The sequence below is a fragment of the Caballeronia novacaledonica genome (assembly GCF_900258035.1).
Taxonomy (GTDB): Bacteria; Pseudomonadota; Gammaproteobacteria; order Burkholderiales; family Burkholderiaceae; genus Caballeronia; species Caballeronia novacaledonica.
Genome location: NZ_OGTP01000010.1, coordinates 153,276 through 173,410, shown reverse-complemented (window position 1 = coordinate 173,410; position 20,135 = coordinate 153,276). Strand labels below are relative to the sequence as shown.

The 20,135-nt window shown below is 58.5% G+C and carries 27 protein-coding genes; 9 read left to right on the top strand and 18 right to left on the bottom strand.

Translation table 11 applies throughout. The features are described 5' to 3' along the window. Positions 1-324: 324 nt before the first annotated feature. Positions 325-552, bottom strand: coding sequence for a hypothetical protein (locus NOV72_RS16660; protein WP_106855698.1), 228 nt, complete (start codon positions 550-552; stop codon positions 325-327). 611 nt (positions 553-1,163) lie between these two features. Here NOV72_RS16660 and NOV72_RS16655 point away from each other — a divergent pair. After that, on the top strand, positions 1,164-2,309 hold the full coding sequence (locus tag NOV72_RS16655) for an exonuclease domain-containing protein (protein ID WP_106855697.1): 1,146 nt from the start codon (positions 1,164-1,166) through the stop codon (positions 2,307-2,309). Positions 2,310-2,316: 7 nt separating this feature from the next. On the opposite strand, the gene NOV72_RS16650 is transcribed toward NOV72_RS16655, so the two are convergent. Beyond that, positions 2,317-2,919, bottom strand: a complete 603-nt coding sequence (locus tag NOV72_RS16650; protein WP_106855696.1) for a chorismate mutase — start codon at positions 2,917-2,919, stop codon at positions 2,317-2,319. 209 nt (positions 2,920-3,128) lie between these two features. Then, positions 3,129-3,278 carry a hypothetical protein gene (locus NOV72_RS32335; RefSeq protein ID WP_181291077.1) on the bottom strand — a complete coding sequence of 50 codons (150 nt, stop codon included), beginning with the start codon at positions 3,276-3,278 and terminating at the stop codon, positions 3,129-3,131. Here NOV72_RS32335 and NOV72_RS31995 point away from each other — a divergent pair. Beyond that, positions 3,277-3,522 (top strand): hypothetical protein, encoded by a 246-nt coding sequence (locus tag NOV72_RS31995; protein ID WP_146150015.1) that lies wholly within the window; start codon positions 3,277-3,279, stop codon positions 3,520-3,522. The genes NOV72_RS32335 and NOV72_RS31995 overlap by 2 nt on opposite strands. An 893-nt stretch (positions 3,523-4,415) precedes the next feature. On the opposite strand, the gene NOV72_RS16640 is transcribed toward NOV72_RS31995, so the two are convergent. Then, positions 4,416-4,754, bottom strand: a complete 339-nt coding sequence (locus tag NOV72_RS16640) for an SHOCT domain-containing protein (RefSeq protein ID WP_181291076.1) — start codon at positions 4,752-4,754, stop codon at positions 4,416-4,418. Between the two features lie 238 nt (positions 4,755-4,992). Between NOV72_RS16640 and NOV72_RS16635 the strand changes: the two genes are divergently transcribed. The 5 genes from NOV72_RS16635 (at position 4,993) to NOV72_RS16620 (ending at position 9,210) form a co-directional block, all read left to right on the top strand. Further along, positions 4,993-5,568 (top strand): recombinase family protein, encoded by a 576-nt coding sequence (locus NOV72_RS16635; protein ID WP_106855693.1) that lies wholly within the window; start codon positions 4,993-4,995, stop codon positions 5,566-5,568. A gap of 997 nt (positions 5,569-6,565) precedes the next feature. Then, positions 6,566-6,727 (top strand): hypothetical protein, encoded by a 162-nt coding sequence (locus NOV72_RS32330; protein ID WP_181291075.1) that lies wholly within the window; start codon positions 6,566-6,568, stop codon positions 6,725-6,727. Next, complete coding sequence (locus tag NOV72_RS16630) at positions 6,724-7,125, top strand: hypothetical protein (protein WP_106855692.1); 402 nt, start codon at positions 6,724-6,726, stop codon at positions 7,123-7,125. Before NOV72_RS32330 ends, NOV72_RS16630 begins: the two co-directional genes overlap by 4 nt. Before the next feature lie 400 nt (positions 7,126-7,525). Beyond that, positions 7,526-7,954, top strand: coding sequence for a hypothetical protein (locus NOV72_RS16625; protein WP_106855691.1), 429 nt, complete (start codon positions 7,526-7,528; stop codon positions 7,952-7,954). A gap of 203 nt (positions 7,955-8,157) precedes the next feature. Then, positions 8,158-9,210 (top strand): ParB/RepB/Spo0J family partition protein, encoded by a 1,053-nt coding sequence (locus tag NOV72_RS16620; RefSeq protein ID WP_106855690.1) that lies wholly within the window; start codon positions 8,158-8,160, stop codon positions 9,208-9,210. Here NOV72_RS16620 and NOV72_RS33135 read toward each other — a convergent pair. Next, positions 9,207-10,595: a DUF6538 domain-containing protein gene (locus NOV72_RS33135; protein ID WP_425428731.1), complete on the bottom strand. Its 1,389-nt coding sequence runs from the start codon at positions 10,593-10,595 to the stop codon at positions 9,207-9,209. The genes NOV72_RS16620 and NOV72_RS33135 overlap by 4 nt on opposite strands. Positions 10,596-10,989: 394 nt before the next feature. Between NOV72_RS33135 and NOV72_RS16610 the strand changes: the two genes are divergently transcribed. After that, the gene (locus NOV72_RS16610; protein ID WP_106855688.1) at positions 10,990-11,919 is read left to right on the top strand and encodes a DNA-methyltransferase; all 930 of its coding nucleotides are present in this window, start codon (positions 10,990-10,992) and stop codon (positions 11,917-11,919) included. Here NOV72_RS16610 and NOV72_RS16605 read toward each other — a convergent pair. The 8 genes from NOV72_RS16605 to NOV72_RS16570 form a co-directional block, all read right to left on the bottom strand. Beyond that, positions 11,905-12,663 carry a restriction endonuclease gene (locus NOV72_RS16605; protein WP_146150014.1) on the bottom strand — a complete coding sequence of 253 codons (759 nt, stop codon included), beginning with the start codon at positions 12,661-12,663 and terminating at the stop codon, positions 11,905-11,907. The two genes, NOV72_RS16610 and NOV72_RS16605, sit on opposite strands and share 15 nt — an antisense overlap. A gap of 20 nt (positions 12,664-12,683) precedes the next feature. Then, positions 12,684-12,926 carry a helix-turn-helix domain-containing protein gene (locus NOV72_RS16600; RefSeq protein WP_106855686.1) on the bottom strand — a complete coding sequence of 81 codons (243 nt, stop codon included), beginning with the start codon at positions 12,924-12,926 and terminating at the stop codon, positions 12,684-12,686. A 110-nt stretch (positions 12,927-13,036) separates the two neighbouring features. After that, entirely contained in the window at positions 13,037-13,723 is a 687-nt protein-coding gene (locus tag NOV72_RS16595; protein WP_181291074.1) for an HK97 family phage prohead protease, read from the bottom strand. Positions 13,724-13,737: 14 nt separating this feature from the next. After that, positions 13,738-14,298 (bottom strand): hypothetical protein, encoded by a 561-nt coding sequence (locus NOV72_RS16590; protein ID WP_181291073.1) that lies wholly within the window; start codon positions 14,296-14,298, stop codon positions 13,738-13,740. A 7-nt stretch (positions 14,299-14,305) separates the two neighbouring features. Beyond that, the gene (locus tag NOV72_RS16585) at positions 14,306-14,878 is read right to left on the bottom strand and encodes a hypothetical protein (RefSeq protein WP_106855683.1); all 573 of its coding nucleotides are present in this window, start codon (positions 14,876-14,878) and stop codon (positions 14,306-14,308) included. Positions 14,879-14,897: 19 nt separating this feature from the next. Next, a complete protein-coding gene (locus tag NOV72_RS16580) occupies positions 14,898-15,221 on the bottom strand; it encodes a hypothetical protein (protein ID WP_146150012.1) in 324 nt (107 codons plus the stop codon). Between the two features lie 11 nt (positions 15,222-15,232). Then, positions 15,233-15,574, bottom strand: coding sequence for a hypothetical protein (locus NOV72_RS16575; RefSeq protein WP_146150011.1), 342 nt, complete (start codon positions 15,572-15,574; stop codon positions 15,233-15,235). Between the two features lie 13 nt (positions 15,575-15,587). Then, a complete protein-coding gene (locus NOV72_RS16570; protein ID WP_483862440.1) occupies positions 15,588-16,319 on the bottom strand; it encodes a hypothetical protein in 732 nt (243 codons plus the stop codon). On the opposite strand from NOV72_RS16570, the gene NOV72_RS32325 reads away from it, so the two are divergent. Further along, the gene (locus NOV72_RS32325; protein ID WP_181291082.1) at positions 16,312-16,491 is read left to right on the top strand and encodes a hypothetical protein; all 180 of its coding nucleotides are present in this window, start codon (positions 16,312-16,314) and stop codon (positions 16,489-16,491) included. The two genes, NOV72_RS16570 and NOV72_RS32325, sit on opposite strands and share 8 nt — an antisense overlap. 173 nt (positions 16,492-16,664) lie before the next feature. Here the strand turns inward: NOV72_RS32325 and NOV72_RS16565 are convergent, their stop codons facing one another. From NOV72_RS16565 to NOV72_RS16545, 5 genes are all read right to left on the bottom strand, one after another. Continuing rightward, positions 16,665-16,976, bottom strand: coding sequence for a hypothetical protein (locus NOV72_RS16565; RefSeq protein ID WP_106855679.1), 312 nt, complete (start codon positions 16,974-16,976; stop codon positions 16,665-16,667). A gap of 16 nt (positions 16,977-16,992) precedes the next feature. Next, positions 16,993-17,325: a hypothetical protein gene (locus tag NOV72_RS16560; RefSeq protein ID WP_106855678.1), complete on the bottom strand. Its 333-nt coding sequence runs from the start codon at positions 17,323-17,325 to the stop codon at positions 16,993-16,995. Positions 17,326-17,327: 2 nt separating this feature from the next. Next, the gene (locus NOV72_RS16555) at positions 17,328-17,915 is read right to left on the bottom strand and encodes a hypothetical protein (RefSeq protein WP_106855677.1); all 588 of its coding nucleotides are present in this window, start codon (positions 17,913-17,915) and stop codon (positions 17,328-17,330) included. 293 nt (positions 17,916-18,208) lie between these two features. Beyond that, a complete protein-coding gene (locus NOV72_RS16550) occupies positions 18,209-19,624 on the bottom strand; it encodes a virulence-associated E family protein (RefSeq protein WP_181291071.1) in 1,416 nt (471 codons plus the stop codon). A 118-nt stretch (positions 19,625-19,742) separates the two neighbouring features. Beyond that, positions 19,743-20,069 carry a hypothetical protein gene (locus NOV72_RS16545; protein ID WP_106855675.1) on the bottom strand — a complete coding sequence of 109 codons (327 nt, stop codon included), beginning with the start codon at positions 20,067-20,069 and terminating at the stop codon, positions 19,743-19,745. Positions 20,070-20,135: the final 66 nt, after the last annotated feature.

Below are 20,135 nucleotides of genomic sequence, written 5' to 3'. Positions count from 1 at the left end.
TTGATGCGGCAATGATCGAAATTGCGCATATTTTTCTTTATATACAATGATTTACCGGCGAATAAAGTCGTAAGGGCGGAAGTGTCAACCAATCGACGTTGCGCATGTACGACATGAATCGCGAGGAAAATGACGGGAAATTTCCGAAAATCGATTGTTGAGAGATTTGAAACAGAAGTTTGCGGCTTTTGAAGGTAATTAATGCGGGCCGCATCGGTATACTGTGATCTCTGCTTTCCGAAGCAGACTTTTTCGTTGACGGAAAAAGATCTCCAAACTTTGTCAGCGCGACTTCCCGGTCGCGCTTTTTTTTGCGCCGCCGCGCTAGCGCTCTTGAGGCGCTTCGCCCGTGACGAGGTCGCCGTCGAGCGGCGTCGCCCAGTCCTCCATCACGTAGTGCCTTGCGTCCATGGGCGATGAGAGCAGGTTCTGCCAGTGATCGCCATGCCACGCCGGATCGAAATCGAGCGATGAAGCACGCTCTGCCGCCGGCGTAATCGATGGCGCTGCGAGCGATATCAACCATTGCGCGAATCGACTGATCTGGATCATCGTTGCCGCCCTCCATTACATTTAAGTCGTGACTTAGTTTCCATGTTGCTTAATGTCGGAGAATCGGGCAAGGCGAGTAAACGCTTACGCTTTGAATAATCTTGTTGCGGTTTGATGGGATGTTTTGTTTTTATGTCGATATATTGTCATGATATATCGGGAATATTATTTGGCATAAGTTATTTGCGGTTAATTAAATTTTTTCGCAGCGGAGTTTCAACAGGCAGGATCTTATTTTGCGGCGTGCGTGGCCCTGGATTTGGCGCACACGCGCCGCCGCGCGCCGCGCCCGGCTGCCACGGTGCAAGCGCTGCGGCGATCGTTCGCTGTACACCGTCGCAATGGCCGACGTTCACTTCTCAAAACGCGATAATCTTAAAAAATAATTCTAGTTAATCGGGGAATGCTATTACGGGTTATCCGCTATTGCGCTGGAAAAAATCGGCGAGCGCCTAATAGAAAGAACGAGAAAAACTCGGCATGACCGCGTCGCACCGATCGCCGCAAATCATTTAAAGCGCCGGCAAAGCCGGCATCCGCACGCTGCGTTAGAATGGGCAATCCCGCCACGTTCCACTTCGGCGCTCGCCGCGCCGCCTCCGCCGTTCACGATGCTTCCCGATCCAGCCGCAAGCCTTGCCTTCCCATCCGAGCCCATCGTATTCGTCGATCTCGAAACGACCGGCGCCACGTTCGGCGTGGACCGTATCACCGAGATCGGCATCGTGGAAGTCGGGCCGTCGGGCGTGTCGCAGTGGTCATCGCTCGTGAACCCGCAAAAGCCGATTCCCGCGTTCGTCCAGCAACTGACCGGCATCACCGACGCGATGGTGCGCGATGCCCCGACGTTCGAACAACTTGCGTCCGGCCTGCTCGAGCGCCTGAACGGCCGGCTTTTCGTCGCGCATAACGCGCACTTCGACCACGGTTTCCTCAAGGGCGAATTCCGGCGCATGGGTCTTCGCTTCGCGCCGGACGTGCTCTGCACGGTGCAACTCTCCCGCGCCGTCTATCCGGCGGAAAGCCGTCACGGTCTCGATGCGCTCGTCGTACGCCACGCGCTCGTGCCTTCGGCGCGGCACCGCGCGCTGGCCGACGCCGATCTGCTCTGGCAATTCTGGCAACACCTGCATCGCGCGAACACGGCCGATGTCATGCGCACGCACCTCGAACGCGTGACGCGCCGGTTCCAGCTCGCGGCGCATATCGACGAGGACACGATCGAGCAGATCGTCGCGGGCTGCGGCGTCTATCTGTTCTATGGCGACGACGACACGCCGCTCTACGCAGGCCGAAGCGTGCGGCTGCGGCAGCGCGTGCGCTCGCATCTCGTCGGCCCGCGGCGGTCGGCGAAGGATCTGCGTCTGGCCGCGCTCGTGCGTCGCCTCGAATGGCGGGCGACGGGCGGCGAGATCGGCGCGCTGCTGGCCGAGGCGCAGTGGATCGCAAACGCGCGACCGGCGCACAATCGCGCGCCGAAATCGCGTTCGGGCGACGCTCGCGGCGCGCCGTGGCCTTACGCGGGCGCCATCGCGATCGAAGAGCGCGACGAGGCATCGGGGCAGCGCGCATGGCATGTCATCGACAACTGGTGCTATCTCGGCACCGCCGGCGCGCTCGATCAGGCTGGCGCGCTGCACGCCGGCGCCGCTTCACCCGCGTTCGAGCTGTCGACCTATCGCATCCTGAGCGAGCGCCTCGCGCGCGGGCTCGTCGTGACGCCGCTTGCCTGCGGAACACTCGCGCCGACCGCCTGACGCGCGATCAGCCGACCGCGCCTACGCCACCCGAAGCACACACATGCGAGAGCGCGCGCATGAGCGGCGCGTTCATCGACGAGTCGTAGCGCGTCAGATGCTTCCATCGCGCGACGCTTTCGGCGAGCCGCACCGGACAATCCTCCGCGTGACGAATCGGCTCGACGTGCGCGAGCGCCGACACGAGCGATTGCGTGAGCCGGTCGAGTTTCGGCCGCGTGTCCCTGGCGAGATCGGGCGGCGATGCCTCCGGCGCGGCCTTCACCGCGCGCCAGTTGGCGAAGAGCGCATTCTGCACATCCTTGCTGGCGTCGATCTGATCGCGGAAGAACTGCCGCGCAAATTCCGGGTCGACCTGCGCAGCCGACGCCTTTCCTTCGACGTGCTTGAGCAACGCCTCTTCGCGCGGCGCGTCGGTGATCGGCTCGTGATGGGCCCACTTCCAGCGCGCGACCGGTTCCGCGAGCGCGAGCCGTTGCGACACGAGCGCGATGAGATTGGTGAACGGCGTGTCGTCGCCGTCCGCATGCGCGAGTTCAGGGGCGGCGAGCGCGAGCGCGCAGGCGAGAGCGGCGGAGGCGAGAAGCGAGGAGTTCGATCGGCGGCGCATCGGTATCCGGGCAAAAGCGCCAGAATAGCGCACCGCCTGACGGAAGAAGCTTCGAAGAAGCGAGCCGTGACGCACGACCCGCCCGGATGCGGTCATGAACGAGAGGCGCGACGCGTCCTGGCCTGAGCCATGACCGGACCAGACGGTCCGAGTGCGCCGCGCGCGGCGGGCGTCGTTCTCACGACGACGGCGTGATCCAGTATGTCCGCCTATTTGGACTGCGCCGAGTTGCGCTGTTCGTCGAAGAACGCGCGCACATGCTCGGGCAGTTCGGTCGCGAGAAACTCGACGCCAGCCGGTTCCGGATCCGGACAGTGCACCGTGTCGGGCGTCGGGATTTTGGTCGGTTTCGCGTCCATGATTTCTCTCCTCGATAACTTCAACAATTGCGCCAACGTGACCAATGCGGTTTTTGCACTGCCGCATGCGGCCGAAATACCAAATACGATTCTCTCTATAAATGCATTATCGGATCGCAACCGCTTCGGCTTGAGCCGTGCGGCGCAACTCGCTCATCAACGCATGATCGTTCGTCTTCGAATCGATCGAACATCGGTAATTGCTTGCCAGTCCGTTATTCGGGCGCTGCAAAAAGTACAGTGAAAAGAGCCACGCCCAGCTTGGCTTTGCGCAAAGCGCGGCCACTCCGTACTTAAACTGTAGCTTTTCCTCTATGGATATAACGATACCGGGAAACCAGCGTTGACGCTTGATGGTGCGCAGCGGAAAATGGTTCGTTGTTGTACGAAAGCGCACATATAAGGCGAATCAGCTGCGCGGAGCGGCGGCGCGTGAAATCGGTGAACCTGATTTTGGTTCACATCGCAATCTCGTGTACGAACTCAACGTGCGTTGCAAAAGCGCGAATCACGACGTCGGGCTGTGGGGCCGCAAATCGCGAATTCGAGTGGCAAAAGCAAAAAGCCCAGCGGGTTAGCGCTGGGCTTTTTGCTTGAAACTTGATGGTGCCGGAAAGAGAGGTCGAACCTGTGCGCTGCCAGTGCAGAACCCCAACGATATCAATTGGTTAGGGTAGAGGCAAATAGGTTGCTGTGACTGCCTTGTGGTCTTCTTGTGGTACACCTAGACCTCCCTTGGGTGGGAAAATAGGGGCGGCCCCTCCCGGCCCTTGGACCATTCAAAACACCCACCCCCTCTTCGGCAAAACCTCTCCCCTGTGGTCTGGAATTCGATTCCATCATTGAAATATTCCAGCGGAGTTCTCTCACTGATGAGGTCTAACAACAACGGTGCGGTCGAGTCTTTAGCGGTGTTTTGAAAGTCATTCAGGAATGACCGTAGGGGGTACCTTGCGAACGACTCTTGGAAACTGAGCAGCGCACTCGCGCCGCCACTCGCCTCACTCCTAGCCTGTCTGTCCGGACTGTCCCCGCGCCGCCACGCGCTACCTGAATTCCCCTGAGATTCTCCGAGGCATTGGCAATTCGTGGTGATCACGAGAAGCATTAGCTACCCCGCCACGCACACTCCATCCGTCAGAGGGTCTTCAAGATTTCCTGCTTTTTCGCCTCGTATTCCTTCTGGGTGATCAATCCTTGTTTGTACAGGTTGTTCAATTCGACCAGCTTCTGAGCGGAAGGCGTGGTGGCGATGACGGGCTGTGAAGCAGGACAGGTGGCTGCGCAGACCTTCAGGGATTCGTTGCAGTGCGCTTGGGCTACCAAGGGGAAGAGCTTGAACCCTGTTGTGCAGCTTGAATATTCCGATGAGCAGCGCTGGGAGCAAGCCGAATCGACCTTGCTTAGATCGAGGTCGGGAGCCGATACGCAACCCGTCAGAACCGTTATTGCCGCTGCAATTGTGATGCGCTTCATATCTTCCCTGCGTTTCTCGTTATGGGGTGTCATCGCGCGTTTACGGAAGAACCGACAAAAACTTTAGTTATGCAGCGAGAGCGATTCTCCCCACGTTCATGTGGGTCACAACTCCTCACATATGCACCATGCCTGCAATGGCTCTCCAGCTTGGATCAAAAGATATGTTGACGGGTAATGAGCCAGGGATCATAATCCATCCATACCTTCTGAACCACCTTAGCCCCTAAGGACCCTCATGGCACGCATCGCTTACTTCCGTGTCTCGACCCGAGACCAATCCGTCGAGTCCCAGCGCCATACCCTCGGCGGCAACTTCGACCGGGAGTTCTCGGATAACGGTGTTAGCGGGACCGTGAAGGCCATGGAGCGCCCCGGATTCAAGGAATGTGCTGCCTATCTTCGTGACGGCGATACCCTGAGCGTCTACGCAGTGGACCGCCTTGGACGTGATTCCATCGATGTGCAGACCACCGTAAGGGACCTGAGGGCCAAGGGCGTGATCGTGGACGTCCATGGCTTGGGTCCGATTGCTGGTGACGCAGGCGAGCTTGTGCTGACCCTGTTGGCTCAGTTAGCTCAGATGGAGAAAAACCGGATCATTGCCCGGACTGAGGCAGGTAGGCAGGTTGCCAAGGCCAGCATTGCAGCCACAGGGAAGACCCATAGGGGCAAAGTAAGCCTTGGTCGCCCGGTTGAGCATGATTCGAAGGAGATCGCACTGTGGCGCAAGGAGACCGGAGCCAGCATTGCTCAGACTGCGGAGAAGTTCGCAGTGTCTACGGCGACTGTGAAACGTGCCTGCAAAGCATGAGACGCGAGGAATTTCACTATGTGAGATGTTCTCTTTAGAGCGCTCTTGAGAAGACAGAAGTAACTCTCCGCGATTCTTTGTGACCCGAGTTTCGACACTTATAGAGAGAGACCGACCGAGGTCTCCCCACGACGCTTTCCGACGGATTCTCTTTAAGCGCGACATTGTAGAGTGAAATTCTCAAAATACACTTAACTGTAGAATATTATAGTTTTATCGTGGCACTATTTTAGAGCCTTACTGGATAAGGGTTGCCACAACTTTGACCGCATAGAAGGAAGTGGTCGACTGGAGAGAAGAAATGTTTTCCTTTCCTCCGCTCTTTGGAAACGAGACTACGTACTTATAGAGACGCTCCTTCGGTTTCTCTGTGGAATCAATCACTTTGCATTTCTTCGGCGCTATAGACGGCCTCGGTTTTCCTTTGCGAATCAATGACAACGCACAAAAGCGTCCGGTAGACACGGCCCCTCGGTTTTCCTTTGCGAATCAAAGACATCGCATTTGTACCCCCTATAGACGGACTCGGTTTTCCCCTGTGAATTCAGCCTGCTTAAAAAATAGGCAAAAGTGATTAGAGGAGCCGCTGTAGGTCCCTGAGGCTACCGACCCCTTGGCCTATCCTTGCCAGCCCGTTCTAGCGCCCCTGCAGTTACCGAGCGGTGTCTTCCCTTATCCATAACTCTCCTTAGTTCTCCTACGGGAGATCCGCGTGGTGCGCATGCAACGCGGCACCTGAGGACGTATTCCCTTTATTTTTCTCCCGAGCATTAGAAATGACCACACCCAAAGAGAACTCGAAGTATCCGAAGGACCGCGCGAAAGCCGGTGCGAAGGCTAAGACGAAAGAACATGCGATCCATCTAGGATTTAAGACCTTCGTCTGGAAATGCTCGCACCACGGTGAAACAACGTTCAGCACAGCAGGAAAGGGACAGTGTCGACGATGCATAAATGACAGCAAGAGAGCGCAGAGACTGAGGACCACCACCACCGTATGAGCACCATGAACCCTGACCAAATCCTGATCCTGTTTATCGCCCTTGTGGCCCTCTCAGGGGTCCTCGTGGTTGCCCTTGGATGGGCTGTGTCGAAGATCGTTGATGCGATTACTCGATTGCTTGAGACCGTGCTTAGAGAAGAGGACCCGCAACAATGACCACTAAGACCATACCGAAAGCGAAACGCCAAAGGGGACCCGATAAGGTACCGCGCCGCCTGAGGACCGATAACCCCGGGAAGAACCTTCCTCATGTTAATGACGCTAGGCGGATTGCCAAGGCAGCCGGAAAGCATATCGGGAGACCCTTCGGAAGCCGTACAGGGTGGACCGCAGAGGAGACCGCACTGTGTAAAGAAGTGGCAAGGGTCGAGGCGGAAGCGTACGTGGCACTGATGACGTTCAATCCCAGACTAGGAAGGTTTGTTCTTCCGGACCGTGACGAGGCTGCAGAGGCCATGAAAGCGGCTGTGTCGGAGGAACTACTGGCGAGTCTCGACCTGATGGTGAAGCGTAGGACGTTGAGGCTTGCACGCAAGAAAATGCCACGAAACTGAATATGTTTGATTAGATATGCTGTTACTGTGGTGACGGACGCTCCTTTGTAACGAGTCGGACAGACTTCAAAAACCTTATATTGCGTTGACGATTGATACTTTGATAGATATGACCAGAGAACCTAGAGAAACCCTGAGGAAACCCCTCAGTAAAGCTGCAGCGGCCCGTAACGCCCGAGGAGTGACCTTCAATTACTTCTGTGCTAAATGCGAGACCTCGCGCCGCCATTACGCAAGCAACCTCGGATGCGTGACCTGTCGCAAAGAGCGATACCGCGCGACTCCGCAGACTCGGGAGAAAGCCGTTCGGTATCAGCGAGAGTGGCACCAAACGAACCCGGGGGCAGCTAGAGAGACAACGGCGGCAATGCATTGGAGGAAAGCCACCGGAGCGAAACGCATGTTGCCCCTGTACGAACGCGAGCGGGCAGTGCTGCAGGCTGTCTATGCCGGTCTGGTCGGGATTGAGAACTTCAGGCAGGAAGTGGACCACTTGGTCCCAAAGAGGGCCACGGTGAACGGTCAGCATGTTGCTACTGGTCTTCATACGCTCGCTAACCTCGGACCCCTTCCGTCAACCTTGAATAAGCGGAAGCGAGCTAGCTTTGATCCCGAGGAGAACAGGTACCAAAGGCCCGCCAATAGACACGCGGGGGGAGCCTTCGATCCCATGCCTACTGAGAAGGAAGCGAAAGTGATCCGAAGACTACGGTCGAAGTACGGGATTAGCTTGGAGGAGTCTATGGAGACGCTGAAGGCGAGCTTGGAGACCCTTGCGGTGGCCTATGAGAAATACCTGAAGGTAGTCCATGGGGTGACCTTGGAGTGACTTTGGAGCCTCTGGGACGACCTGATATGGAAATTTTCGGGTGAGTTTCACCCTATCAAATGCACTGAAATAGAACCATTGAAATCGCTGGAACCCTTTGTAGGCTTGGGTTTCCCGGGGATGACCGAGGATCTAAAACTAACCTCGGATATCACTATGGTAAGCCGGGAAATACTACATTTGCAGTTTCATGAGGAAGCAGAATGACGACTAATAAATCGCTGGAAGACACGCCCAGTAAGGCTTTCAAGGCTTTTGATGCATCGCTGGAGGACCTGAAATTTTTCCACCAACCCCCGAAATTTTCGGGCGTCTGCCTTCAGGAGGTGCCGCTATCGAAGGTACTGGTCTGCCCGAGGGTGTTTCAGGTTCGGGATACCCAGACCAAGGCCAAGGACGGGGTGACGGATCGGAACCACGTGAAGGTGCTGACTGAGCGACTCCAGAAGGAAGGGAAGCTGGACCCGATTCTGGTGTTGCCGATCAGCTATAACCGATTCGTGGTGATCGATGGGACGCACCGGAGAGCCGCCTATCAGCGAGCAGGGAAGCAGACCGTCTTAGTTGCTGTGTATGGCGGGACGCCCTCGGAGGCGCTTATGGGGGCAGGCATGGAGAACTACAAAGCCCGACTTGCGATGGACAAGAAGCAGAAGACGCGGCTTCTCTACGGTCACATTCGGAACAGACCGATGGATGACCACGGGAAGCAGTGGACGAACCTTCAATGCGCCCTTGCTGCGGATAGGTCCCTAAGCCTCGCAAACCAGATGAGCGCATATGTGCGCCGATGTAAAGATGAAGGGAAGCCAGTTCCTGATGTGTGGTCGGGAGGTAGTTGGACCGAGGAGAAGGAACAGACTGGCGAGGTAAGTGCCAGGGTGAAGATCAAGGCGGAGAAGCTCGAGGAACTGTTTGGAGCCTTGGATACCCAGACGAAGCGGGAGGAGTTTGCGAAGGCACTGGAGCACGCCTATGGAGACGAAGCAGGTAAGGTCAGCACGGTATTGGCAAATGTGACCGGCAACTATGAGGCGATTCAGGAAGACTTCGATGCACGAGTTGCGGAGATCGGAGAGAAGATAGCGAACGAAGCGAGGACCGAGGCAACTGAAGTCATCCTAGAGGAAGTGGAGGAGCGCATAGCCACAGAACGGGAAGACGCTCAGATTGAACTCGTTACTGATGCCGTAACAGGTCACCTCGCCCTGCATCGAATGAAGGATATGTGGGCAATGGTCGGTGCAGGGGGTTAATGGCCCCCATGGACCGTCTGCGCTGCCCTCAGAAGCCATTCGAGAAACACAGGGAGCGGGTATGTCGTCCCGTACTTGCTGCCCACGGTTCCGCTCGAGTGACCGAGGATCGCATCTTGGATACTGTCGGGACATTGGGCGGCGCGTAGCTGGTCTTTCATGCCGTGGCGCAAGCTGTGGAGCGTTAGGCCGGTGCCTTGCAAACCTTCGCGGGTCCGTAGCCACTTGTTCAGAGCAGCGGAGGCGGAATTATTGTTGGTCTTCTCTGCAGTGGCCCATTGCGGGAATAGCGTTGTGGAGGCGGAACGCCGACCGGCGTCAGCGGAGCCTTCAGAGGACCGTAGAGCGGCTTTGGCGTACTGGAGGGCCGTAGGGGTTAACGGGACCTTGCGAGCCGTTGCAGCATTCTTCAGGGACCTGTGCGCGTGCTCCTGTATCACAATGTGCGGAGTAGGGCCGGTCAGGTGAACGTCTGACCGAAGGAGACCCAAGATCTCAGACAACCTAGCGCCCGTTTCGGCCAGTAGTCCGATGACGCAGCGACCTTGGTCTAAACCCTTTGTCCTTTCCCAGTCGTCTATGGCCTTTTGCAATGAGCGATAGTTGTCGACGGTGAAGGGAAGCCTCTTCTCTGCATCCTTGCCGGAGCCGGGGACCTCTACTCTCGAGAACACATTCTGCGGGATTGATAGCTCGTTTTCTCGAATGCAAAAAGCGAAAGCTGCACCCAAGGTATTGATGAGACGACCGACCGATGTGGTCGAGATCCCCTGACCATCGGACCTATGGCCACCTTCGCGGAGCCATGTGACGAAGCCATTCACGTCTGAGCGGCGCACCTTCGCTAGTGATCTATCGCCCTTGAGGAAAGCCAATAGATACCCAAAGGCTAGTTGAGCAGATTTCGCGGTCTTTGGCCTTGCCTGAGTGTATTGAGCTTGACAGTCTGAGACCGTAACGACGGAGCGGCCCTGTACGAGCCTGAGAGCCTCGAGAGATGCGGCGGGAAGGTGTCGGGCGAGTTCGCTATCGGTGGCGCTGTCCTGTTCCTGTAGCGCAGGAGCTTGGCTGTCGAGAGTGTCGTAAAAAGACAGGAGCGCTTCCTCGGGATGAGGGCCGGTGTCGGGACTTAGACCATGAGCGGCGAGGAGCGCCTGAGCCTGAGCTTTTAGACCGGAGCGGGAAGGGGTGCGGAGTTCGGCCCATTGCCGGTCTTGTTCGGAGACAAGCCGAGAGACCATCTTAGCGGCTTGGCGTAGGTCACGAGTGCCGAGGCTGCACTGGATCCACTTGGAGCCGATCAGAGTTTGTAGGTCTTCAGGAACGCGCCGCCGGAACCATAGCGGCCCTGTGCTGGACCTTTCGCGGACGTAACGAACCCGCATGGCGACAACCTTGGAGAGCGCGTGCAGCATGGCCGAGGACCTCAGAAGTGGCACACTTTTGGCACACTTGGAGGACCTCTTTCAGCCGGAGAGCCTTTGTCTATAAGGCTTTGACGGATTTATTGTGGTGCCGGAAAGAGGAATCGAACCCCCGACCTTCGCATTACGAATGCCATCCAGCCACAACGCGGCGCAATCATACACGAAAAGTCACGTCGAAGCGCCCTTTGGCACCAACGGTCACGCTGCGTATCACGCACTACCCATTGCAGCTATAGCCAGCTTGGAGAGATCTGTCGCGCGTTCTTGTCGGCGTTCTGAAGCTCGCCATCAGCCTTGACAGAAAGATGTTAAATGAATACTATAAGTAGCAAATTTTTATGAGCGCAACTCGATGTCTCTCAAAACGCCGAAGGGTAGCGGGTCCAATCTGGATGAAGCTACCCTGCTAACAGATCTTTTTGACACTGACGACAGAACGCTGGACACTCACCTGGCTGAAAAAGCGACTAATCGCTGCAAAATTGTCGTGGGCGACGCGCGCCGAATCCTGCACGAGATGCCCAACGGGTACTTTGATTGCGCCGTAACATCGCCGCCTTACTGGGGGTTGAGGGATTACGGCATCGACGGGCAGATCGGGGCAGAGACTACGGTAGAGGAGTACATTGCGGACCTAGTTCGCCTGTTCCGGGAGGTTCGGCGCACTCTCTCCGATGAAGGCACTCTATGGTTGAACATCGGGGATAGCTACACGTCCGGCGGGCGGACTTGGCGGGATGCTGACAGCAAGAACAAGGGGCGGGCAATGGATTATCGAGCCCCGACGCCCGCCGGCCTGAAGCCGAAGGACTTGATCGGTGTACCTTGGCGATTGGCCTTCGCACTTCAGGCTGACGGCTGGTATCTGCGTACAGACATCATCTGGAACAAGCCGAACTGTCAACCTGAGAGCGTGAAGGATCGCCCTACCCGCTCCCACGAGTACGTATTCTTGTTTTCCAAGTCAGAGAAGTATTACTACGACTGGCAAGCGATCATGGAGCCTGCGGCGGACAAGAAACAGAAGTCGAAGAACCGGCGTACGGTCTGGAACATCAATACCGAGCCTTACCCCGGCAGTCATTTTGCAGTTTATCCGCGCGCGCTTGTCCGCCTCTGCGTAGCGGCAGGGTCGCGCGAGAACGGCCAGGTCCTTGACCCGTTTTTCGGGTCAGGGACGACTGGCGTTGTTTGCAATGAGTTGGGAAGGAAGTGCGTAGGTATTGAACTGAACGCGGAATATGCAGAACTCGCGCGCGAGCGGTTGTTACGCGGGCACTGAGCCAAAAACCCAGGTCGCATGCACCTTGCAGAGGTTTTTTCGCAAGTGTTTGATCTGGAGCTTGCGCTCTGTGCCCCCATCGAAATACAGCGCGTACTTAAGCTGACCATTTGCATCTTTGACATAGCCATAGCCCGGCTGCGGATCCTGTGTGCTATCGGTACACACCTTTAGTTCGCAGTTCGCCGCCTCAAGGAGCAGCGCTTTGGGGATTTCGACAAGTTCGTAGCGGATCATGGCACCGGCATCTTTCAGGCGTCGCAGCGTGAAGATGCGTTCATAGCTCTGCATGTGCTCAAGGAACAAAGCCAGAAGCTGAGGTAACTTCCATTCGCCCCGACCAAGCTCCATCCACTTGCTGACGTGAATTGAGTCGTCCTTGATACTGGCTGCGGCTTCTGTCTTGAGGCTGACCGGAATTCCAAGAATGGTGAGGTCATGACCTCGGTTCGTCCGGCTTTTCACGAGCTGGGCCGTAATGCCAGACTCGTTTAGAGCGGACTCAAACGAAAACTCGAAGCGATCTTTGCTCAGAGCCTGCCGGCTCCCCGCATGGTGGCTCAACAGACGATCACCGAAAGAGGCCAGTACAGCATCCGATATCACATCAGAATCAGGGGCGCGGTGAAATTGGCAATTAGCCCCAAACGCATGAATTGCGGATTTGATCCACGCCTGTTGCGTAGGCGTAAGGCGAAGCAGCGTCTCAACTATTTCGCGAATTTCGTTTTCTGAAAGGCTCACTCAAATTTCCCATCTGTTTGTTATTTGATGGGGCTTTCACGATCGGTAAGCAACTCCGCAACTGTTACACCCAAAGTTGAGGCCAAAACCTCAAGCGTGCTGAGTGTTACGTTTCTTTCGTGACGCTCAACTGAGCCGATATATGTTCGGTGCAAGCCACAACGCTCCGCTAGCTCTTCTTGGGAAAAACTCTTTTCCTTACGGAACGTCTTGATGTTCTCGGCTAATACGGCGCGGAGAGAGTCGCTCGGTTGTCTGACCATGCTCAAGCCCTAACTTACCAGGCTAAGATTGTCCATAAATGACGACTATAAGGCGACAGACTATAAGTAGCAGCATTGTCGTCGTTCACAGGGCGTCGCTCTCTAGCCGGCTATTGCTTCACGCCTTGCCAGTCGGCGGGCGTGAGCCGTACAACAACGTCAGGCTTCGCAGCCGGTTTGCCGTCAAGCCGCACCACATGAGCGGTATAACTGCGTGGGTTCGATGGCATACGCGAGCGGGCTAACACCGCGTCGATTTCGGCGTCGATCGCGGACGGGGTATAGCTCGCGGCTTCGCTGAAACTCTCGATTCGGGCGTTGCCGTTCGCCGGGATCGGAACAATGCTCAGTTCCAAAACCTCGAATTCCGTGAAAAGCATGCCCCGGCCGTCGTCGCGCGGCCGCCACGTGAGCGGCCGGAAGCCGATCGACACGTGCGCCAGCAACTTCGAGCGAACCAGCGCCCATATCTCGTCGAGCCGTTGCCGCAGGTTTTCGGGCGTGTCGAGTTTGGCGATTCGAGCTACGAATTCGATGCCGCGCGCGGTGCGCTTCATGCTCGTCACGTTGCCGATCACTTGCGCATAGTCGTGCCCATGCAATAACGGAATCGGCGTGGACCACTTGCCGCCGGCCGGATCGAGCACGTCATTCATTCTGTCGATATCGCCGGTCGATGCGACGCCCGATATCTGCCGTGTGCTCTCGTCGGCGCTCTTGATTTCGAGCCGCATATTCTGATTGCGCGGATGCTCGCGCAGATAACCGTCGTGCGGGCCTTGGACTTTCGTGTTCATGGCGTCGTCTCCTCTCATTGCTCAAAGTACGTTGCGGCCCGGTCGCCGTTGCTCTTGCCGTTGCGCTTCGGCTTCGCGGATTCCGCGCCGTAGTCCCACGGGCGCATGCTCGCCGCGCTCGCGCGCTTCGCCGCCACGAAAACATCTTCGGCGCGCGCTCTCGATGACAGGTGAATGCGCAGTTTCGTGGCGGCTCCGCTCAGTCGAACCCATGCGCGATCACGCAGGATCGCCGCCGGATGCGGATAGCGCCGGCCGGTTTTCGCATCGGTCAACACAAGCCCTTCTTCGAACAGCGTGCGCTCTAAGTCGTCGGCTTCGAGTGACGCCAGCACGAAGGTTTTCAAGTCCGCTTCGTCGCTCTGCCGAAAATGATTCGGCGGGAAGCTTTCCACGACGCGCCGGAATAACGCTTTCTGACGACGGTTCCAATTACGCGGTGCGACAGGCTCCGGCGCACTGGCGAATGGACTGGCTTCACGGGCCTTTGCGGTCATGGACGGCTCCCGTCTGGTTAGGGGAAAAAGCCACTTCTGAAGAAATAGATGATCTCGCGCGGTGTCCAAGTGAAGCATTTTTTTTTTACAAGTCACCCCCCACGGTGTCACCCCGCGATGCGTTCGCGCGAGTCGCGAGTTCGGTCACAGCAGCGGGAAAGCCGGCGCGTTTGAGTGCGTCCCGCAATGCCTCGGCGGGCACGTGATCGACGGCCGCATGCGCGAGTGCGATCGCGTCGTCGCTCTCGTGCCGGCCGCTCGCACACAGCGCGCGCAGTCGGTCGCCTTGCCGGAACCCGAACGCAGCAGCGCAAGCGAGCAGATGCGCAAAGACGGCTTCGGCGGTCGTGCGCGCGTGATCGGGGATGCGATCGTTGTACATGCCTTGGCCCGATGCGAGTAGCAGATTCCAGATCGGAACCAGCGGGTTAGCGTCGTCGCGCTCGGCGTCGATCGTCGATGCGGTGCCGGTCATGGCGGTGTCTCCGGTGTCATGTTGATGATGATGTGCGAGTGCGCGCCAGATCCACACGAGCAGATCCACGGGCGTGAGCACGAAGAACAACACGAGCGCGAGCGGCAGCACGAGCAGACGCGGCAGCACGAGCGCGTGAGTGCCGCGCCTCGTGCGCCACGTCAGCAGCCAGGATCGGCGCATGATGTTTTGAACCTCGATATCAGGCAACGAGCCGGATAGGCGCGGCGTTCACGGCGTCGTCGAACCGGGCGTGATGCTGTGCGCCGTCGCCTTCGAGCCAGAAGAAAGCGCCGCCGTGATGCGTCACGAGCAGGTCGCTCACGCGTTCGCCGTCGTCGAGTTGCGCGCGGATCAGATCGGCCAGCCGCACGGCCAGCGCCGACGCCACGAGCGCGGCCGGGTTGTCGAGCAGCGCGAGAACGGCATGCTCGATGCGACTGCCGACCGCTTGCCGGGTTTGCTCGCGTTGATACTCGCGGGCGTCGCGATAGCAGGTGCAAGCGGGCGAATAGTCGGTGCACATGGTTATCTCCTTCACGTCGGATAGGGCAGGGCAAGCGCGCGAGTTCGATGTCCGCCGTCGAGTTCCGCTAACACGCGCCAGCGGGCATGCACGTCATCGAAGTCGATCAGCACATAGCAGACGGCCAGTCCTCGATCGGCTTCGGGCAGATCGAGCACGGCATTGGTGATCGTGCGCACCGCGGCGTCCGCGGTGTCGTCGAGTGTCAGCTTGCGGCCACGGCGCACGGCGGCCAGCACGGCGCGTTCGAGCAGGCGCGTGCGGTGCCAGCGTTCGCGCAGTGCGTGAGCGTTCGCCGCCTCGCACATGACGGTGCTGGCGCTCGATCGGGCCGGGGCGTCGTCGGGGGGCATGGCGTCAGGGACTTTAAGGTGCGGGCGTGGCGGTCCACGGGATGCCGACCAGCGACGCCACGGAATCGGGGCGGCCGGTTTCCCAATCGAGCACGCGCACGAATTTGTAGCCAAGGTAATTGCCTTGGTACAGGTTCAGAATTTCGGTTTCGCCGTTCTTCAGCAGCGCGTTTCTGCTCACGTCGATGCTCACGCCACCATCAAAAAGCACGGTGCCGCTCGCGTCGATCAACGAGACTTGATTGTCCGGCACGCCGTTCGCAGAGCACAGCGGAAGGCCAGCGAAAAACCCGCCGGTCATGTTCACGTCGGCGTCGCCTAGCGAGTCGCCAGCCAGCGCAAGGCGCACGGCGGTCGCTGACGACACAGCCCAGACAGCGCGACTCAGGTCGCCGCGATACTGGCTCAGCAGTGTGTTCAGATCGGCGCGCAGACTGGCGGCGTCAGCGCCAGTCGATTCGACGATGATGCCGCTCGATGTGATTGAAGCCGGGGCGGTGCCGGTGCCGTCGTTGCTCACGTCGAGCAGCGCGCTCGATTCGGCATAGTTGATTTCGGATGCGGCGTCGTTGGATATCTGTCGCGTGAATTCCGGGCCTAGCTCCTTTGACGCTTCGACGCTTGTGACGACGATGCCGGCAATGCTCTTGTCGCCGGTAAGGCGCACCGTCGTGAAATTCCAGTTGGTCACGGCGATCGGTTGCGTTTCGACGCGCCATGCGGCCGCCGGGCGATCCATGCTCACGAGCACATCGACGCCGGGCTTCGAGCGCCTAAACGGACTCACGGCGTCGATTGCAGCGAGTATCGAGCGGCTTGGCGCGGTCGCGATCAAGTCGCCAAATTGCGATGCGGAAGGCGACAGCCAGCCGCCGGTGTCGATCGCGCCTTTGAGCAGCGCCGCAACAGCCGGATAGGCTTTAACCACGTCCGTGTGATAGGCGTCCGTGACACTGTTGGCGCGCATGATGGCGTGCAGGGCGCGCCCTAAGTCGGTAACGGTAACGGCCATGCTCTCGTCTCCCGATGATGTGATCGGCTCACGATGTGCGGGCCGTTGTCATCAAAGAATGGACGATCGTCGAGCGGATTACTTCACGTCTTTTCCCATGTTTCTCGCGATGCGTCCGTCGATCATTTCGTTCGCGATTTCGAGCAGAGAAAACCAGCGCCGGCCGCTTGCGTCGCGGTGCACGGTGAGCGTCAGCTTTCCCAATTGCTCGCGTTTTCGCAGCGTGCCGTGTCCAATGTCGAGCAAGTCTTCCGTCACCCGTTCGCGGATGCACAGGTCGCCGCGCACGAAGCCGTGTAGCTCGTCGCGCACTTGGTAGGACAGGCTCACCACGAGCGCGTGAAGCGCCCATGCGCGCGGGATCATCGGGCCGGCGTCGTCGCGTTTCATGGGTTCGAGCGCTCCGTCAGTGCAAGGTCGCCGGCGGGTCGTCGGCGGGATCGACAGCCAGGTCGTCGAGCCGATCGCGGATCAGGCGCACAAGCGCGCCGAATGCCTTTAGCTCGGCGTCGCCGTCTTCCGATGCGCGATAGGCGCGGCCCGTGCCATTGGTGAGCAGTAGCCAAGCGCCGACCATTGCGCAGCGCACGGGATCGGCGCAGGTGTCATTGAGAAGCCGTTCAATATCGGCGCGCACGTCGGCGCACGGCTTCGGATGCTTGTCGAGATGCGCAAGTGCGGCCATGAGTTCGCCAGATAGCATGGCGGCCGCCTTCCACGTCGGGGATTCGCGGGTCATGATCAATAATCCTCTTCGTTGAGACTTTGGGCGGAAAGCAACAGCGCGGACGGATTGCCGGATAGAAGTTCTTCAATGTCGCGCTTCTTCATCGGCGGTAGCAGTTGCTCGGGCGTCGGCATGCTCGCGAGCGTGGCCTTGGCTTGCTCGCTCGTCAGAGAACCTGCGATGAGTTCCGTATGCTTGGCGGCCAGCGCGCGCTCTAGCTGCGCGCGGGCATTTTTCACGCGGGCGTCGATCTTTGCGTTACCGGCCTTGCGCACTTCGGCGCGACGATCTTTCAAACCATATCGGCCACGGTTGATGAACGCGCAAACGAAGCCCGGCGCGTTTTCCAGCGGGATACCTGACGCCTTTGCAATGGCCTTTAGCCTATCGTCGGCTTCACGGCCTACTTGATTGGCGTGCGCGACGAGTTCGGCCCATCGCTCGTCGTCCTCGTCGAATATCTGCGACAAGTTTTCTTCCATGCGAGCGCGCAGGGTCGCGGCGTATTCGTCGATAGCGGTCTTTGCCACGCGCCCATTCAGGCGCACCACTTCGCGCAGCGCGTCGCGTTCCTTCGCGCTCATGCTCGCTTCGTTCGTCATGTCAACCTCTCCCAGGCATTGGTTCGATGAACCGCCCGAACAGACGGTCTATCCCGCAAACGCATACTGGATGTCCTTCCGGTCATTCGGTGAACCGTGTGGACCGGTGGACCGTACTTTCTATGTCTCCCTGTCCTTTTGTTGCTTCCCTTAACTCCCTTTCAATCTCTTACGTGTGTCTACATACACGGTCCACTAGGGTCCACTTATTGGATAGAGGTATATAAACAAAGGGGTTGAGCGGTGAACTGTGGTGAACCGTACCCCTCAAAAAGTGGATCCTAGTGGACCGTCTAGGTTCCATTGCTCGCCCGCTCATAATCGCTGCCGTCCTTATCCGACGTCGGTTTGCCGTCCGTTCCAGAACGTATCCAGACATTGCGCTTATTCGTGGATTTCTTGCAAAACCCGGCCTTCGTAAGTGCATCCGCGATGTGCTTTAAGTCCTCGCTTGAGCGTGAATCAGCTGATCTACCCCGCGCAGCCTCGAAAATCTCGGCCGTGGTGAGCGTGTTTTTCAGCGGATTAGCGTCGATGTAACGTTGTGTGCGCTCGATCCACGGGCTTGTGACGGTCCTTTTTTGGGCCTCTTTCACTTGGGATTTGATGACGGAACGGTCCTCTAGCCAGTGTTTTTCACTAGCTACAAAAGCGGCAACGGCTTCGGCCCACAGTTGGTCACGATCGCGCCGGATAGCGGCGATGTTGATGCGCCGCACGGCAACCGGCCAGAAGCGTCGCGCGCCGGATGAATCGCGCAGATATTCGCCGGTTGCATCGGGGTTGGTGGTGCCGATGAAAACGCAGGATCTCGGTACCGTCTCGGCCATGCGCTTGAAAACGTGTCTCACCTTGTCCTCGGATGCGCTCAAAAACCGCTTGATCGCCGTCACTTCGGCGCGGCTCATGCCGGCCAGTTCGCTCACTTCCCACAGCCAACAGCCCTGCATTTGTTCGGCCGCGCCGCGAGCGTCGGCAAAGTTCAACATGGCGTCGTTGAAGTACTCGGCGCCGGCCAGTTCGCGAATCAACGTCGATTTGAAAATACCTTGCTCGCCTTCGAGCACAAGCATGGTGTCGAGCTTCACGCCAGGTTGAACCGCACGAGCGACAGCGCCGACTAGCGTCTTGCGGCCGGCGGCCGAATTGAATTTGTTTCTCGCGGCGCCGCAGTAGACAGCCAGCCAAGTGTCGAGTCGGCGCACGCCGTCCCATTGCAGACTCAGCAGATAGTCGCGCAGCGGGTTGAACCGATGACGCCATGCGTGCATGTTGACGGCCACATACAGCGCGTCGATGCTGGCTATCAGCCGGTGCCGTGTCTCGGCATAGACCTGAAGTTCCGCAAGGTCAGTGTCGACTAATGTGTCGCCATCGTGCTCCCACGGCAATGACGCAACCACGGCGACGCGGCGACGAAACATATTGAAACGCAGCGCCGGCGCGAGCGCAGGATCGGCGGCCAGCAGGTCGGCCAGATCGGCGGCGCTCGCCTTCCTGAGTTTTGCCTTACCGGCGTTCTCGGCTGGCGGCTCGTGCGCCGGCGGCTCGATCTCGTCAGACGGCCGGATGACGTCAGACGGTTCCATGCGCCGGCCATTGGCGGACGCTATCCTGTGGCGCGAGTTGAACCGCGCGACGGCTTCGGCCTCAGGCGTCGGCGTCGTCGCCTTCCTGCCGCGCCGGCGGGTCGTCGGATCGGTGCTCACAGTTTGCCCCGCTCGGCGGTCTGCGTCATCCAAAGGCGCGTGCGTTCGGCGATATTTTCCGTGACCCATTCGCGATGCACATCGTTGGTTTGGGCCACAGCGACGGACAGTGCGTGGCTCACGCGGTTTCAGAGTTAGACTGGGCGCGCTTTACCGAGCGGCAGCCTTCCGAGGGCGACTTAGCAACAAGCGCGACGGGTTCAGCCGATGCACACAGTCGCTGCGCTTCTTGCCGACCAATGCCCAAAATCACATCGCGCAGCTTGTCGGGATCAGTGGTGAGCAGTCGATTGCCGAGCACGATCACCGCGCCCGAGCCAATCAGCGCTGCTTTGTTCTTTTGCCAGAACCACTTGAAACCTTCGTCCGTCTTGAACAGGTGGCTGTTCAGCTTGCGCCAAGTATCCGGCTCTTTGCCCGTTAGGGGCAGGGCTTGATTCGACATAGACAGTTCTCCGCGTTTGATTCGCCACGGCTTCCCGACCGCGCACCCTCAGATTCGCGAAAAAAA